The following is a 13,452-nucleotide window of genomic DNA, read 5'->3' as shown; positions in this document are numbered from 1 at the left end:
CACCTTCTGCTCCGGCTCGGTCCTGGTCGTCCCGCCGCCTCCAGCCAGCGTCTCCCGCCGCACGCCGTCCCAGTAGGGCCGAACGGACCCTTCAGCGTGCGGTTCCGCCATCGCCCGGGCCGGATCCGTCCGACGGGTCAGGCGAAGGAGCAGGACACGGCGCGGTCCACGCCCAGGCCGCGGATGACGCGAGCGGGAAGCCGCTGGATGCGGCAGAGGCTCAGGCGCACGCCGGCCGCCGCGCACCGGCGGTGGACACGCAGGAACAGGGCGGCGCCGGAACTGTCGCAGAAGGTGACGTCCGCCAGGTCGAGCAGCAGTTCGCGCCCGGTCTCCCCGGTGAGGCGGGTCAGCGTCTCCTCGATGTGGGCGACGGTGCAGACGTCGAGTTCCCCGGCCAGGGCGACTGCCGTCGTGCTGTGGTCCAGGGGAGTCGTGATCAGGCTGATCTGGGGCGTCGTCATGGCGGCAGCCCTGCTTTCTCGGTCCAGGCGGCGTCCCGGGGCCCCGGTTGGCCCGGCCGTGCCGACGCGAGGAAGTCCATCAGGGCGCGAGTGAGGGCAGCAGGTCCAGCGGGCCCGTACCCAGGGGGCCGAAGGTCCCTCGTGGCCGTGCCCCGTCGTGTCGGCGGGAACATGGGGCCGAACGCGACGGTGGCGCCGACGGGTGCCCGCCGTCGCGTTCGGACCGCGATCGTCGGCCCCGGCACGGGGCTTCGCGGCATCGGGTGGGGCGTTCGCGGATCCCGGCCGGGGTATGAGGGCCATCCGGCCCTGGGCGACGGTCCCGCGCGCACGGCACGATGCGTGGGGAGTCCTTCGGGGCGGAGCGTTCGGCGAACACGGAGTGTGCGATGACAGACAGCGGCGGCGGCCTCACCGAGAAGGAACCGGTCAGGGTCTTCCTTCTCGACGACCACGAGGTGGTGCGCCGCGGCGTGCATGATCTGCTGGACGCCGAGCCCGATCTGACCGTGGTCGGAGAGGCCGGCACGGTCGAGCAGGCGCTGGTGCGGGTGCCCGCGCTGCGCCCGCAGGTCGCCGTCCTCGACGTGCGCCTGCCCGACGGGGACGGCGTCGGCGTCTGCCGCGAGCTGCGCTCGCGCATGCCCGATCTGGCCTGCCTGATGCTGACGTCGTTCGACGACGAAGAGGCGCTGCTCGACGCGATCATGGCCGGCGCGTCCGGCTACGTCCTCAAGCAGATCACCGGCACCGACCTGGTCACCGCCGTCCGTACGGTGGCCTCCGGCCAGTCCATGCTGGATCCCGGCGCCACGGCCCGGGTGATGGCCCGGCTTCGTGGCGGATCCCCTCGGGAGGAGCGGCCGCAAGGACTTCCCGGACTGACGGACCGGGAGCGGGAGATCCTCGCACTGGTGGGGGAGGGGCTGACGAACCGACAGATCGGCAAGCGGCTCTACCTGGCGGAGAAGACGGTCAAGAACAACATCTCCCGGCTGCTGGCCAAGCTGGGCGTGGAACGCCGCGTGCAGGCTGCTGTCATCGCCACCCAGGCCCTGGCCGCCCACGGCGACCAGGGTGGTTCGGCCGGGCGCGACGGCCGGCGGCGGAGCTGACGCCGACCGCCCCCGCACACGGCTACGAGCCGACGACGCGGCCCCTGGCCGGTACCCGTCGGGTGCCGGGCGGGGGCTGATGCGTGCGTCCCCCGCGTACCGCGTACGAGGGACGTCACCGGCCCGGCAGCCAACCGTCGGGCCCCTTCACGTACCGGCCGTCCGGCGGCGTCACCGCGTGCCGTCCCGGCCGCGGCACGCTCCGCAGCGGGGTGCTCAGTCGTGCGGAACGACGGCGACGGGGCAGGGGGCGTGGTGCAGCGCTGCGTGGGCGACCGATCCGATGCGGGTACCGGCGGGCGCGCGGCGCGTCCGCCGGCCGACCACGAGCAGCTGCGCGTTCGACACGGCCGACAGCAGCACCTGTCCCGCGCTGCCGATCTCGACGTGCCCGGTCACCGGGACGTCGGGGAACCGGGTGCGCCACGGGGCGAGCGCCTCCGCCAGGGCCTTCTCCTCGAACGGCTCCAGCGCTCCGGCCTCGTTCGCGGCGATCATCGAGCCGGGACTGCAGGCGAAGACCGGCGGCAGGCTCCAGGCCCGTACCGCCCGCAGGGCCGCGCCGCGTGCGGCCGCCTCCTCGAAGGCGAAGCCGAGCACCGCGTCGCTGTCCTCCGGCGTGCCCTGCTGGCCCACGACGACCTCGCCGCCCTCCGTCCGCGTCAGCCCGTCACGGGTGCGCACGGAGACGACGGGCCGCTTCGCGGCGGCGATCACCTGCCGGCCGCAGGAGCCGAGGAGGAATCCGACGAACGCCCCGTGTCCCCGCGAACCGAGCACCAGCATCCCGGACGCTTCGGCCTCCCTCAGCAGAGCGGCCACCGCGGTGTCCTGGACCACTTCGGCGGTGACCTGGAGAGCCGAGTGCCGTTCCGCGACGTGCGTCCCGGCTTCGCGGAGCACCGTGCGGGCGTACTCGGCCTGCCTCTCCCCGTCCTGGACGACGGAGACGTCCAGCGGCTGCCAGAGCCAGGCGTGCACGATGCGCAGTGGCACCCCGCGCAGTACGGCTTCGCGCGCCGCCCAGTCGGCCGCCGCCAGGCTCTCCGCGGAACCGTCCACTCCTACGGTGATGGCGCTGGTCATGGGGGTGCCTCCATACGGTTCGACGGGACTGGCCGCTCCGGCCGCCCTTTCCTGTCCTCAGCATCCGCGAGGGGTCGCGATCCGCCGAGGGCCCATCGGCCCTGTCTCCTGGCCGTTCGGCCACGGCGTCGTCGCCGTCCGGCCGGTGATGGGCGACCGCGAGGTCCACCGGCCCACGACCGGGGCCTCCGGCCCCCTGCGCGGAACCTCCGGACCGACCGCGTTCGCCCAGGACGGGCGGGGCGGCCGAGCCACCCCAGCGGGTACTTCCCGCCTCCTGCGGCAAGGACGAAAGACGCCGCGAGCACACGGCGGAGCCGAGGCGTTTCCCGCCGAGGCCACGGGCGAGCCGGGGCTGTGTGGCGGGCGGCCGCACCGGGCTACCGGGGGGCGTCCCTCCGGGGATCCGCCCGCGGAGGCTGATGCCGCGTCAGCTCCGTCGGGCCTCCCTGCCGCCACTGCGGGTGCTCCCGCGCGGCCCAGTCGCGGTCCACCCGTCCGGTACGCATCCCGAGCCGGGCCTGCGGATCGCGCGCCGCCATCCAGACGTGCCCGGCCGTCACCGCGGCGACGGCCGTAGCGAGCCAGTCGTGCACGAACGTCGCACCGGTCCGCAACGACGGCGGCGCGAGGTGGGGGAGCCACATCAGCAGCCCCGTACCGAGCATCACCAGCATCGTTCCGAGCGTCCACTGCGCGAAGAGCTTCTGCCCGGCGTTGAACTTGCCCGCCGGGCGGTACGGGGCACGCGCCCTCACCGCCCTCAGCCACACCCGGTCGAGCGGGGTGAACCGGCTGAGCCGGGTGGCGTCCGCGCGCAGCGTCCGGAAGGCCAGCCCGCACAGCAAGGGCGCGGGGAGCGCCAGTCCGCACCACACGTGCACCGTTACGATCAGGCGGCGGCGCCCGACCAGTTCGGCCAGGGGCGTCACGTACAGGCAGGCGGCGGTGGCCAGGCAGGTCAGCATCAGGGCGGCGGTGGTGCGATGTGTCCAGCGCACGGGGCGGGCGAAGCGGAGCAGGCGGTCAGGGTCAGGCGGTCGGCGCATCGTCCCGCCCGTTCGACCGGCCGACCCAGGCGTCGACGTCGTACCCGTACCGCTCCCAATAGCCCGGCCGCACCGTCGGGGTGACCGTGATGCCCGACAGCCACTTGGCGGACTTGTAGAAGTACATCGGCGCCACGTACAGCCGCACCGGCCCGCCGTGCGCATGGGAGATCGGAGCATCCCGCATCCGCAGCGCCACCAGGACGTCGTCACGACGTGCCTGGTCGAGGGTGAGGCTCTCGGTGTACGTGCCGTCGAAACAGGTGAAGCGGACCGCCCCGGCCCCGGCCCGGACCCCCGCGACGTCCAGCAGGTCCGCGAGGGACACGCCCTCGAACGGTGTCTCCGGCACCCGCCAGCCGGTTACGCACTGCACGTCGCGCACGATGCGGCGTTGCGGCATGGCCCTCAGGTCGGCCAGGCGGAAGCGGGCCGGGCGCTCGACCAGGCCGTCCACGGTCAACTCGTAGGTCTGCTCGGTGCGCGTCGGCACGGAGGGGACCACGGAGTAGTACCGGAAGCCGCCGCCGCCCGGCAGCAGACCGGTCAGCCCGGTCGGGTCCTTGGCGGCGACAGCGCTCTGCGCCTGCTGGAGGTACGGCCCCGCCACGACGCCGGCGGCGCCGAGCCCGAGCAGGCCGAGCACGACGCGGCGGCCCACGGGGGTGCCTCGGGAGTGTTCCACTGAGCTGTTCACGCCCCCGATACGACCAGTTCTCCTCGCTCACGGCCAGGGTCGGCGCCGGTCCGTCAGAGTTTCGTCATCTCCACGATCACAGGGCGTCAGGAACTCCATGATCGATGAGAGCCGCACCCGCCGTGCCCACGCCAGGCCTCCCCGCCCTCTTGGCCACCGCTCCCTCACCGGCCCGCGCCGGGCGGGCGGCGAACGGGACGAAGGCATCGCGCGGACGCCACCGGCCGGGCGCCCCGGTCAGCCGACCAGGACGGCCTCACCGGAGCGGGGGACGACCTCCGTCCGGCCCGGCTCGTGGTCGACGCGGTCACGCAGGGCGCTGGACGCGCCGGGGCCACCGTGGACGAGACAGGCGGGGTGCGGGGCGGGGCGCCGCGCGGCCGGGAACGGTGCCGGGCTCGGCGCGGCCTCGCCCCGAGCAAGGACCTCCGGCCGCAGCTCCGGCGAGGTGCGGCCGTCCTCCGGAGCGAGGCGCGCCCACGCCGGGCCGCCGCCGAAGGCCCGACCGGATTCCCCGAGGCCGGTCGGCGGGACCTTTGGCCCCGGGCCTTGCCCCCTGCAGCCCTGCGGCCCCGGCCGGTCACGTGTCAGCCTGAAACCACCGGTTCGCACGGGTCTCAGGAGAACCATGAACGCAGCAGGCATGCCCCCGGCCCTGGCGGGGCCCCCGTAGGCGTCCGCGATGTCCCTGCGCGCGGGCGGCAGCGCCGTGAGGAGGCGGAGCGCGCGGCGTGGTGCCCGGTCGAGGCGGCGGAGTTCAGCTGCCGTGGTCGGCTTCCGGCACCGGCACGCGCGGCTGGGGGACCGCAGCGGCCCATGGCCCGTTCCGTACGGCACCGCGCGGCGGCCCGCCCCCGCCCCCGGGGACAGCCGAACCGCATCGACCGGGCATCCGGGGACTCCCGGCCGCCATCAAGAAAGGGAACGGTGTGATGGAGCCGAAGTACGTGTACGACTTCGCCGAGGGCAGCCGGGACATGGCCGACCTGCTGGGCGGCAAGGGCGCCAACCTCGCCGAGATGGCCCGCATGGGTCTGCCCGTGCCACCCGGATTCACCGTCACCACGGACGCTTGCCGGATCTTCCTCGAGACCGGTGAGGTCCCGCCGGAACTGGAGGGTCAGGTGGCCGAGCACCTCGCCGCGCTCGAACACGCGGCGGGGCGGCGTCTCGGCCAGGTGGACGACCCGCTGCTGCTCTCGGTCCGCTCCGGCGCCCGGTTCTCCATGCCGGGCATGATGGAGACCATCCTGGACATCGGCCTCAACGACCTGTCCGTGCTCGGCCTGGGCAAGACCCCCGAACGGGAGCGCTTCGCCTGGGACTCCTACCGCCGTCTCGTCCAGATGTTCGGCAGCACGGTCATGGGGGTCCCCGGCGCTCGGTTCGAAGCGGTCCTCGCCGGGATCAAGAAGCAGCACCTTGCCGCCGACGACACCCAGCTGGACACCTGCGACCTGATCAGACTCGTCGACACGTACCAGGACCTGATCCTGGAGGAGACCGGCGAGGAGTTCCCCCAGGACCCCGCCGAGCAGCTCCATCGGGCCATCGGCGCCGTCTTCACCTCGTGGAACGGCGAACGGGCGCGGATCTACCGGCGCCGCGAACGCATCCCCGACGACCTGGGCACCGCCGTCAACATCCAGACCATGGTGTTCGGCAACCTCGGCCCCGACTCGGGCAGCGGTGTCGCCTTCACCCGTGACCCGGCCACCGGACAGCCCGGCATCTACGGCGACTACTTGCAGAACGCCCAGGGCGAGGACGTCGTGGCCGGCATTCGCGACGCCGTGCCCCTCCAAGAGCTGGAAAGCCTGGACCCCCGCTCGCTGGCCGGGCTGCGCGACTGCATGCGGCGGCTGGAGGCCCACTACAGGGACCTGTGCGACATCGAGTTCACCATCGAACGCGGCACCCTGTGGATGCTGCAGACGCGCGTCGGCAAGCGCACCTCCCAGGCCGCCTTCGCCATCGCGGGACAGTTGGTCGACGAGGGGCTGATCTCCCCGCAGGAGGCGCTGGCCCGGGTCGACGGCGAAGGACTGGCGCGGCTGATGTTCCCCCGCTTCGACAGCTCCCGTACTCGGGAGACGCTCGCCCGGGGAATCCCCGCCTCGCCCGGTGCCGCCGTCGGGGCGGTCGTGTTCGACTCCGCCGAAGCGGTCCGCCGGTCCGCAGACGGGGAGAAGGTCGTCCTCGTACGCCAGGAGACGACCCCCGACGACCTGCCCGGCATGATCGCCGCCGAGGCCGTGCTCACCAGCCGCGGCGGCAAGACGAGCCACGCGGCCGTCGTCGCCCGGGGCATGGGCAAGGTCTGCGTGTGCGGAGCCGAGGGCCTGACCGTCGACCCCCGGCAGCGGCTCTTCTCGACGTCCTCGGTCACCGTGCGGGAAGGCACCGTGGTCTCCGTGGACGGGTCCGAGGGCACGGTGTACCTGGGCGCCGTGCCCCTCGTGGACTCTGCGGTGATGCGGTACTTCGAGGACGGAGGGCGCCCGCCCGGGACGTCGGCCCCCCAGGTCGTGCACGATGTCCACCGGCTGATGGGACGGGCGGACCAGGCCCGGCGCATGGCGGTGCGGGCCAACGCCTACACACCCGAGGACGCCGCGCGCGCCCGGCGGTTCGGGGCTCAGGGCATCGGTCTGTGCCGCACCGAGCACATGTTCCTCGGAGAGCGCCGTCCTCTGGTCGAAGCGATGATCCTGTCGCGCGACGACACCGAGAGGCAAGCGGCCCTGAACGCCCTCCTGCCGCTGCAACGCCAGGACTTCATCGGCATCCTGGAGGCGATGGACGGCCTGCCGGTGACCATCAGGCTCCTCGATCCGCCCCTGCACGAGTTCCTGCCCGACCTCACCGAGCTGTCCGTACGCCTCGCCCGGCAGGAGGCCCTGGGCGGGACGCCCGATCCGCGGGAGATCGACCTGCTCTCGGCGGTCACCCGGATGCACGAGGAGAACCCGATGCTGGGGCTGCGCGGCGTACGGCTCGGCCTCGTCGTTCCCGGGCTCGTGGCCATGCAGGTACGCGCCGTCGCCGAGGCCGTCGTGGCCCGCAGACGGGCCGGCGGCGACCCCCGGGCCGAGATCATGGTGCCGCTGGTCGACACGGTGGAGGAGCTCCGGCTGGTGCGGGCGGAAGTGGAGAACGTGCTGGAGCGCGTCTCCGCCGGCAGCGGCATCACCGTGGACTGCCCGGTCGGCACGATGATCGAGCTCCCACGGGCCGCTCTCACCGCCGGCCGGATCGCCGAGGACGCGGACTTCTTCTCGTTCGGCACGAACGACCTGACCCAGACGACCTGGGGTTTCTCCCGCGACGACGTCGAGGCCGCCTTCTTCTCGGCCTATCTCGACAAGGGAATCTTCCCGACCTCCCCGTTCGAGACGATCGACCGCGAAGGCGTGGGCCGACTGGTCGGGATCGCGGTCGCCGAAGGGCGCGCCGCACGGCCGGAGCTGAAGATCGGGGTGTGCGGAGAACACGGCGGAGATCCCGAGTCCGTCCACTTCTTCCACGACGCCGGCCTGGACTACGTCTCGTGCTCGCCTTTCCGCGTCCCCGTCGCACGTCTTGAAGCCGGGCGCGCCGCCCTGCCGACGACGACAGGCGGGGACAGTCGCTGACCCTTCTTCGTCGTGCGGCAAGAAGACCGGTGCCTGGCGTGAGAACGCACGGGTGCACGACCGGGAGCCCGAGCCGCCGGACTCACCGCAGGCGAAGGGAGTGGGCTGTCATGCCCGACCGGCCGCAGACCGGTTTCCCCGCCCGCGGGCGTAGGGCCCGGGGCGCTCGGACCTCCGACGCCCGGCCGGGTGACCGGGCGTCACATCGTCGACCACCACCGGTGACGCACCGGTCGTGACGCCTCGGGCGAGGACGAGTGCGTCTCGCACCGGACGGCGGGGCGCGGGAACCCCAGGGCCGTGGCCCAGCCGGACGAGCATCTGCGGGCAGCCGGCCGTCGAGGAGGGATCCCGCCGTGATCACGGCCGGCGTTCCGGGTCCGCCCGGATCGGGCAGCAGCCGAACATCCGGTTCCCGTCCCGCGCAGCGGCCGCGGGCGTCGGTACGACGCCGCACGACGTAGAGGGCACCGCCGATCACAACCGCCTCGCAGGGCGCCGCGTCCGCCACCTCCGAGGGCGGCCGCGGGCCCGTCTCCAGTCCTTCGTCCCCCGGCACGGAGGCCACGACACGGGCGATGTCGGCGGTGGAACCGTTCTCCGTCCCGTGGCGGTCGGCGGTCGTCAGGCGTCGGCCAGCCACAGATCGGGGCCGAAGACCTCGTAACGGATGTTGCGGGCGGGGATTCCGCCGCGCAGCAGTTGCGCCCTGACCTCGCGCATGAAGGGAAGCGGACCGCACAGGTACACGCTCGCCTCGGCGGACAGTTCGAGCGCACCGAGGTCCATCAACCCCGCCTCGGAGCCGGGCTCTTCCACCGCGCCGTGCTCGTACCAGAACGTGGCGCGCGCATCCGGCAGCGTGTCGATCAGCCGACGGGTGTCGGCGCGCAGCGCGTGGTCGGCGGGTGAGCGGTCGGCGTGCAGGACCGTGACGGCGCGGGTGGGCGTGACGGACGCCAGGTGCTCGAGCATGGAGACCATCGGGGTGCAGCCGATACCGGCGGAGACCAGTACCAGCGGCGTGTCCGAATCGTCCAGCACGATGTCACCGAAGGGGGCGGAAAGGGTGAGCTCGTCACCGGTCTCGACAGTGCGGTGCAGCAGGTTCGACACTTCGCCGTCGGGGGCTCCTCCGCCGGTCACGCGCTTGACGGTGATGCGGCGCAGCTGGTCGCCGGGGGCCGAGGAGAGGCTGTACTGGCGGAGTTGGTGCACTCCGTCGGGCATCCGCACGCGCACGCTGACGTACTGCCCGGCCCGGGGGCGAGGAGCGGGGGCGCCGTCGGCGGGGCGCAGCAGGAAGGAGACGGTGTCGGGGGTCTCTTGGCGGCGTTCGACGACGGTCCACTGCCGCCAGGGGTGTCCGGGGCGTACCTGTGCTTCGACGGAGAGGCGCGCTTCCTGGGCGATGAGGGCCCCGGCCATCAGCCAGTAGACCTCGTCCCAGGCGGCCGCGACGTCCGGGGTGATCGCTTCGCCCAGGACGTCCGCGATGGCGGCGAACAGGTACTTGTGCACGATCGTGTACTGGTCTTCGGTGACGCCGACGGCCACGTGCTTGTGGGCGATGCGGGCGAGCAGGGCGTCCGGTCGGGTGCCGGGGTCGGCCAGGAGCGCTCCGGCGAAGGCGGCGATCGACCCGGCCAGCGCGCGGCGTTGTGCGCCGCTGGCCTGGTTTCCGCGGTTGAACATCCCGTCCAGCAGTTCGGGGTGCTCGGCGAACATCGTGGCGTAGAAGCGGGTGGTCATCTCATCCAGTGCCCCGCCGACGGCAGGCAGGGTGGCCCGGATCAGCGAGGCCGACTCGGCAGACAGCATGACACTCCTGAGAGAGGAAGCGGAGAAGAGTCGCCGCTGGGCAGCGGCAGGCACCCTCTGGTCTAACAGCTCACGACCGCTTCGCCCCTCTCGCACGCAGGACGCGGGACCATGGTCCCGGTGGTCAGGGCCTTCCGGTCCGGTCCGGGCCGCACGAGCCGGGACCAGCGGCCCCCGCGCGGGACACGACGACCGAGTCGGGCTCGCTCGGGCCGTGCCTCCGGCGAGTTCAGGCAGCCTCGGCCGCCGCAGCGGTTCACCGGCCGCCGCGAGAGCTGCGCCGAGACCCGACCTCGTGATCGCCGGCCTGGACTCCGACCGCTCCGCCCGCCCCCCCCGCGAGACCGGCACTCGCCCGCCCGATCGCCTGCTGATCACCCACCGGCCGACCCGCCAGGCCGGGCAGGCGAGTGACGCGGTGCCCCTCGACGGTCTCAGCCGGTGCGGGTCTTCTCCACCGTGCAGGTGGTGGTGCCCGCGGGGCACCAGTGGGTGCGTCCGCCGACCAGGCGCAGCTGAAGGTCGGCATCGCTCATGCCCGCCCGGTCCAGGGCGGCGCGCAGGGCGGTGGGGGCGGGCTGGGGCGGCAGGCCGAGGACGTCGACGAGGACGACGCCGTTGCGGGCGTCGACGGAGGCGACCTGCCAGGCGCCGGCCGAGGCCCAGCGGTCCGCGACGGGCCGGGCGTCAGCCGCCAGGGAGCGGTCGCGGGCGACGGAGATCGTCCCGGTGGTCAGGGGGACGGCGACGAGGAGCAGGACCACGGCGATCGCGGCGAGGGTCCGGCCGTGGAAGGCGCCCACGGCCAGCCCCGCCGCGCGGGCGGCGTCCCGGACGCGGTAGGCGAGGAAGACGAGGGTGCCGGTCGTGACGATGGCGGCGACGTTGGTGGCGAAGAGGAGTGCGGACTGCCCGGCGTCGTGGTACCGGTGCACCGTGAGCAGCAGGCCGGTGACGGCCAGCGGCGGCACGAGCGAGATGGCGATGGCGACGCCGGGCAGGGCGTCGGAGATGTCGGTGCGCACCAGCGCGAACGCGCCGACGGTTCCGGTCGCCAGGGCGGCGAGCAGGTCGATCAGGCGGGGGCTGATCCGGGAGGACACCTGGCTGTTGGAGGCGAAGGCGTCCGGGGACGAGACGATCCAGCCCAGCAGCATCCCGATGCACACCACCGCCACCGCGCCGCCCAGTACCAGCAGCGCGCTGCGCACGACGTGCGGGCGGTCGGCCAGGACCAGGGCCAGCGCGGTCCCGAGGATCGGTGTCATCAGCGGGGCGACGATCATCGCGCCGATCACCGTGGCGGTGGAGTCCCCGACCACGCCGGCACCCGCGATGACGGACGCCAGCACGAGCAGGACCCAGAAGCGGGACGAACTCGGACTGTGCCAGGCGCGCTCGATGAACAGCGAGTCCGCCATTCGCCGGGCAGCGGCCGCGTCGACGCTGCTCAAGGGGAACCGCCCCTTCCTGGGGTGTGGTGCGTGTGCCGGTCCTTATCGTCGAGGGCGCGGTCCGGCCGTGTCACGCCGCCATGCGGGGGCACGGCCCCGCAGAGGCGTTTCCGCACGAGGCCGGTCGGCAGGGCCCCGACCGGACCGGACGCGACCACCGGAGGCACGGGGGCCGGACCCGCGAACGCGCCCGTACGGAGGACCCGAAACGCCATCCGTCACCTTTCCTGAGGATGCGAGTCCTTCAGCGCGGTCCCTCTCACGGGAGGCGTCATGTCGTACGGTTCGATCGTGGGCCCCGCGAGTACGTCGGCGCCCCGGGGCTACCGGGGAGTGAGGGGGCGCGGAGTCCGGGAACGCTCCCAGGGCGTCGCGCGTCCGGAGCGCCGTGGGCCCCGTACGGCGAGAGGGCGGGTTTCGCTGCCCGTACGGCCCGCAGGCCTGCGTCACAGCCGCATGACGATCAAGGCGGTGTCGTCGGTGAGACCCGCAGGGGGGATCAGGTCGGCCAGGAGGGCGTCGGCGAGGACGTCGGGGTCAGCCGCGTGGTGTCGGGCGATCGAGTCGGCGAGGCGGGCGAGGCCGGTGTCGATGTCCTCGTGGCGGCGTTCGACGAGCCCGTCGGTGTACAGGACGAGCACACAGCCGTCGGTGAACGCGGTCTGGGCCTGGGGACGGGGGCCGTGTTCGGGCCGGGCGCCGAGCGGCGGATCGGTGGCCTGGTCGAGGAAGGCGACCTCGCCGTCGGGACGGCACAGGGCGGGCGGGGGGTGGCCGGCGCTGCTGTAGGTGAGGGTGTGGGTGTTCCAGTCGATGAAGACGGATGCGGCGGTGGTGGATTCGGCGTCGTCGACGGAGCGGGCGTACCGGCCGAGGACCTCCAGGGCCTGCGCGGGGCCGGTGGCCACCCGGGAGGCCGCGGACAGGGCGCTGCGGAGCTGGCCCATGACGCCGGCGGCGCGGAGGCCGTGGCCGACGACGTCACCGACTGCGACAGCGGTGCGGCCGCTGTCGGGCAGGTCGACGAGGTCGTACCAGTCGCCGCACACGTTCAGCGCCCCCATGGCGGGCCGGTAGCGCACCGCGGCGCGATGGTGGCCGAGCGGCCGGGGGGTGGGCAGCATCGCCTCCTGCAGGTGGAGGGCGACCTCGCGCTCGCGGGCGTGGGCCTTGCGCAGGCGCTCGTTGACCTCCTGCAGTTCGCGGGCGCGGGTGTAGAGCTCGGCTTCCATGACCCGCGCGCGGTCCCCGCCCGACCGGCCGCCGCGGGCGCGGATGAGTTCGGTGACTTCTTCGACCCGGTGCAGCAGCAGGGCCACGCTGCCGTCGGGGGCGAGGACGGGGACGTTGATGGTGCTCCAGTACCGCTCCTGCCACACCCCGGGTCTTTCAGGGTCTTCCACGTCGTAGCGCTGCAGGGCCATCGTGTCGCGTTCGCCGGTGGCCGCCACCCGGCGCAGTGAGACGTACAGGTTGCGCGTGCCGGTCGCGGCGGGGTCGCCGGGGTTGTCGGGGAAGACGTCGAACAGGAAACGGCCGATGAGCTGGCTCCGGGTCCGGCCGGACAGGAGAAGATATGCCTCGTTGACGTCCACGTACACCAGGTCCGGCGTCAGCAGTGCCGCACCGGCGGGAAGGGCCTGGAAGACGGCGTGGTAGTCGTGCCCGGGTCCGTTCACGCTGTCACCTGCCGCGTACCTGCGGCTCTCGTCGGTCATGGGTTGCTTCCACCATGGCACGTGCGCGGGCTGTGGGCCTGTCGTGGTGCGCCGGTACGGGCCGTTCGACCCTCGGCCGGGGCCTGCCCGCCTCGCTCCGGACGCGGACGAGCGGACGGATCGGGATCGACGGGGGAGCGGAGGGCGGGGGCCTGCTGGTTCGGGTGGTCGGGCGGCCTCGCTGCGCGGCCGAGGTGGTGGGCGGTACCTGGGGAGGCGACGTGCCTCCGGCGGGGGAGCCGTGCCGGTGGGGAACCTCGATCACCGTTCGGTGCGGGCACCCCGGTGGTCGGGGGGGCCGGTCAGGTGGGCAGGGCCATCAGCAGCAGGGGGTCGGTGGTGGGCCGGGGGGAGCCTCCGGTGGGTTCGAGGGTGAGGCCGACGCCGGCGGCGTCGGCGGGGTCGCCGGTGAG

Annotated in this window: 9 protein-coding genes; 2 read left to right on the top strand and 7 right to left on the bottom strand. The window is 73.5% G+C overall.

Translation table 11 applies throughout. From position 1 onward, the window contains the following. Nucleotides 1–137: 137 nt before the first annotated feature. Nucleotides 138–464, bottom strand: coding sequence for an STAS domain-containing protein (locus tag IE180_RS21355; protein WP_190158528.1), 327 nt, complete (start codon nt 462–464; stop codon nt 138–140). A gap of 389 nt (nt 465–853) precedes the next feature. Between IE180_RS21355 and IE180_RS21350 the strand changes: the two genes are divergently transcribed. After that, nucleotides 854–1,579: a response regulator gene (locus IE180_RS21350; protein WP_190158527.1), complete on the top strand. Its 726-nt coding sequence runs from the start codon at nt 854–856 to the stop codon at nt 1,577–1,579. A 216-nt stretch (nt 1,580–1,795) separates the two neighbouring features. On the opposite strand, the gene IE180_RS21345 is transcribed toward IE180_RS21350, so the two are convergent. From IE180_RS21345 to IE180_RS21335, 3 genes are all read right to left on the bottom strand, one after another. Further along, nucleotides 1,796–2,665, bottom strand: coding sequence for a universal stress protein (locus IE180_RS21345; RefSeq protein WP_190158526.1), 870 nt, complete (start codon nt 2,663–2,665; stop codon nt 1,796–1,798). Nucleotides 2,666–3,045: 380 nt separating this feature from the next. Further along, nucleotides 3,046–3,714, bottom strand: coding sequence for a cytochrome b/b6 domain-containing protein (locus tag IE180_RS21340; protein WP_190158525.1), 669 nt, complete (start codon nt 3,712–3,714; stop codon nt 3,046–3,048). Next, nucleotides 3,698–4,411, bottom strand: coding sequence for a molybdopterin-dependent oxidoreductase (locus tag IE180_RS21335; RefSeq protein WP_229860723.1), 714 nt, complete (start codon nt 4,409–4,411; stop codon nt 3,698–3,700). Before IE180_RS21335 ends, IE180_RS21340 begins: the two co-directional genes overlap by 17 nt. A 932-nt stretch (nt 4,412–5,343) precedes the next feature. Between IE180_RS21335 and ppdK the strand changes: the two genes are divergently transcribed. Then, nucleotides 5,344–8,046, top strand: coding sequence for a pyruvate, phosphate dikinase (ppdK, locus tag IE180_RS21330; protein ID WP_190158524.1), 2,703 nt, complete (start codon nt 5,344–5,346; stop codon nt 8,044–8,046). A gap of 624 nt (nt 8,047–8,670) precedes the next feature. Here ppdK and IE180_RS21325 read toward each other — a convergent pair. From IE180_RS21325 to IE180_RS21315, 3 genes are all read right to left on the bottom strand, one after another. Beyond that, a complete protein-coding gene (locus IE180_RS21325) occupies nt 8,671–9,867 on the bottom strand; it encodes a globin domain-containing protein (protein ID WP_190158523.1) in 1,197 nt (398 codons plus the stop codon). A 434-nt stretch (nt 9,868–10,301) separates the two neighbouring features. After that, nucleotides 10,302–11,321: a DUF389 domain-containing protein gene (locus IE180_RS21320; protein ID WP_190158522.1), complete on the bottom strand. Its 1,020-nt coding sequence runs from the start codon at nt 11,319–11,321 to the stop codon at nt 10,302–10,304. A 446-nt stretch (nt 11,322–11,767) separates the two neighbouring features. Beyond that, a complete protein-coding gene (locus IE180_RS21315; RefSeq protein ID WP_190158521.1) occupies nt 11,768–13,039 on the bottom strand; it encodes a PP2C family protein-serine/threonine phosphatase in 1,272 nt (423 codons plus the stop codon). Nucleotides 13,040–13,452 lie beyond the last annotated feature (413 nt).

This window comes from Streptomyces litmocidini, assembly GCF_014649755.1.
In the GTDB taxonomy this organism is placed as follows: Bacteria; Actinomycetota; Actinomycetes; order Streptomycetales; family Streptomycetaceae; genus Streptomyces; species Streptomyces litmocidini.
Note: the sequence above shows the minus strand (reverse complement) of the source record. Positions and strands in the feature narration are given on the sequence as shown.

Bases quoted from the DNA above. Each gene is read 5' to 3' on its own strand.
- IE180_RS21355 (WP_190158528.1), bottom strand. From the start codon at position 464: ATGACGACGCCCCAGATCAGCCTGATCACGACTCCCCTGGACCACAGC.
- IE180_RS21350 (WP_190158527.1), top strand. From the start codon at position 854: ATGACAGACAGCGGCGGCGGCCTCACCGAGAAGGAACCGGTCAGGGTC.
- IE180_RS21345 (WP_190158526.1), bottom strand. From the start codon at position 2,665: ATGACCAGCGCCATCACCGTAGGAGTGGACGGTTCCGCGGAGAGCCTG.
- IE180_RS21340 (WP_190158525.1), bottom strand. From the start codon at position 3,714: ATGCGCCGACCGCCTGACCCTGACCGCCTGCTCCGCTTCGCCCGCCCC.
- ppdK (WP_190158524.1), top strand. From the start codon at position 5,344: ATGGAGCCGAAGTACGTGTACGACTTCGCCGAGGGCAGCCGGGACATG.
- IE180_RS21325 (WP_190158523.1), bottom strand. From the start codon at position 9,867: ATGCTGTCTGCCGAGTCGGCCTCGCTGATCCGGGCCACCCTGCCTGCC.
- IE180_RS21315 (WP_190158521.1), bottom strand. From the start codon at position 13,039: ATGACCGACGAGAGCCGCAGGTACGCGGCAGGTGACAGCGTGAACGGA.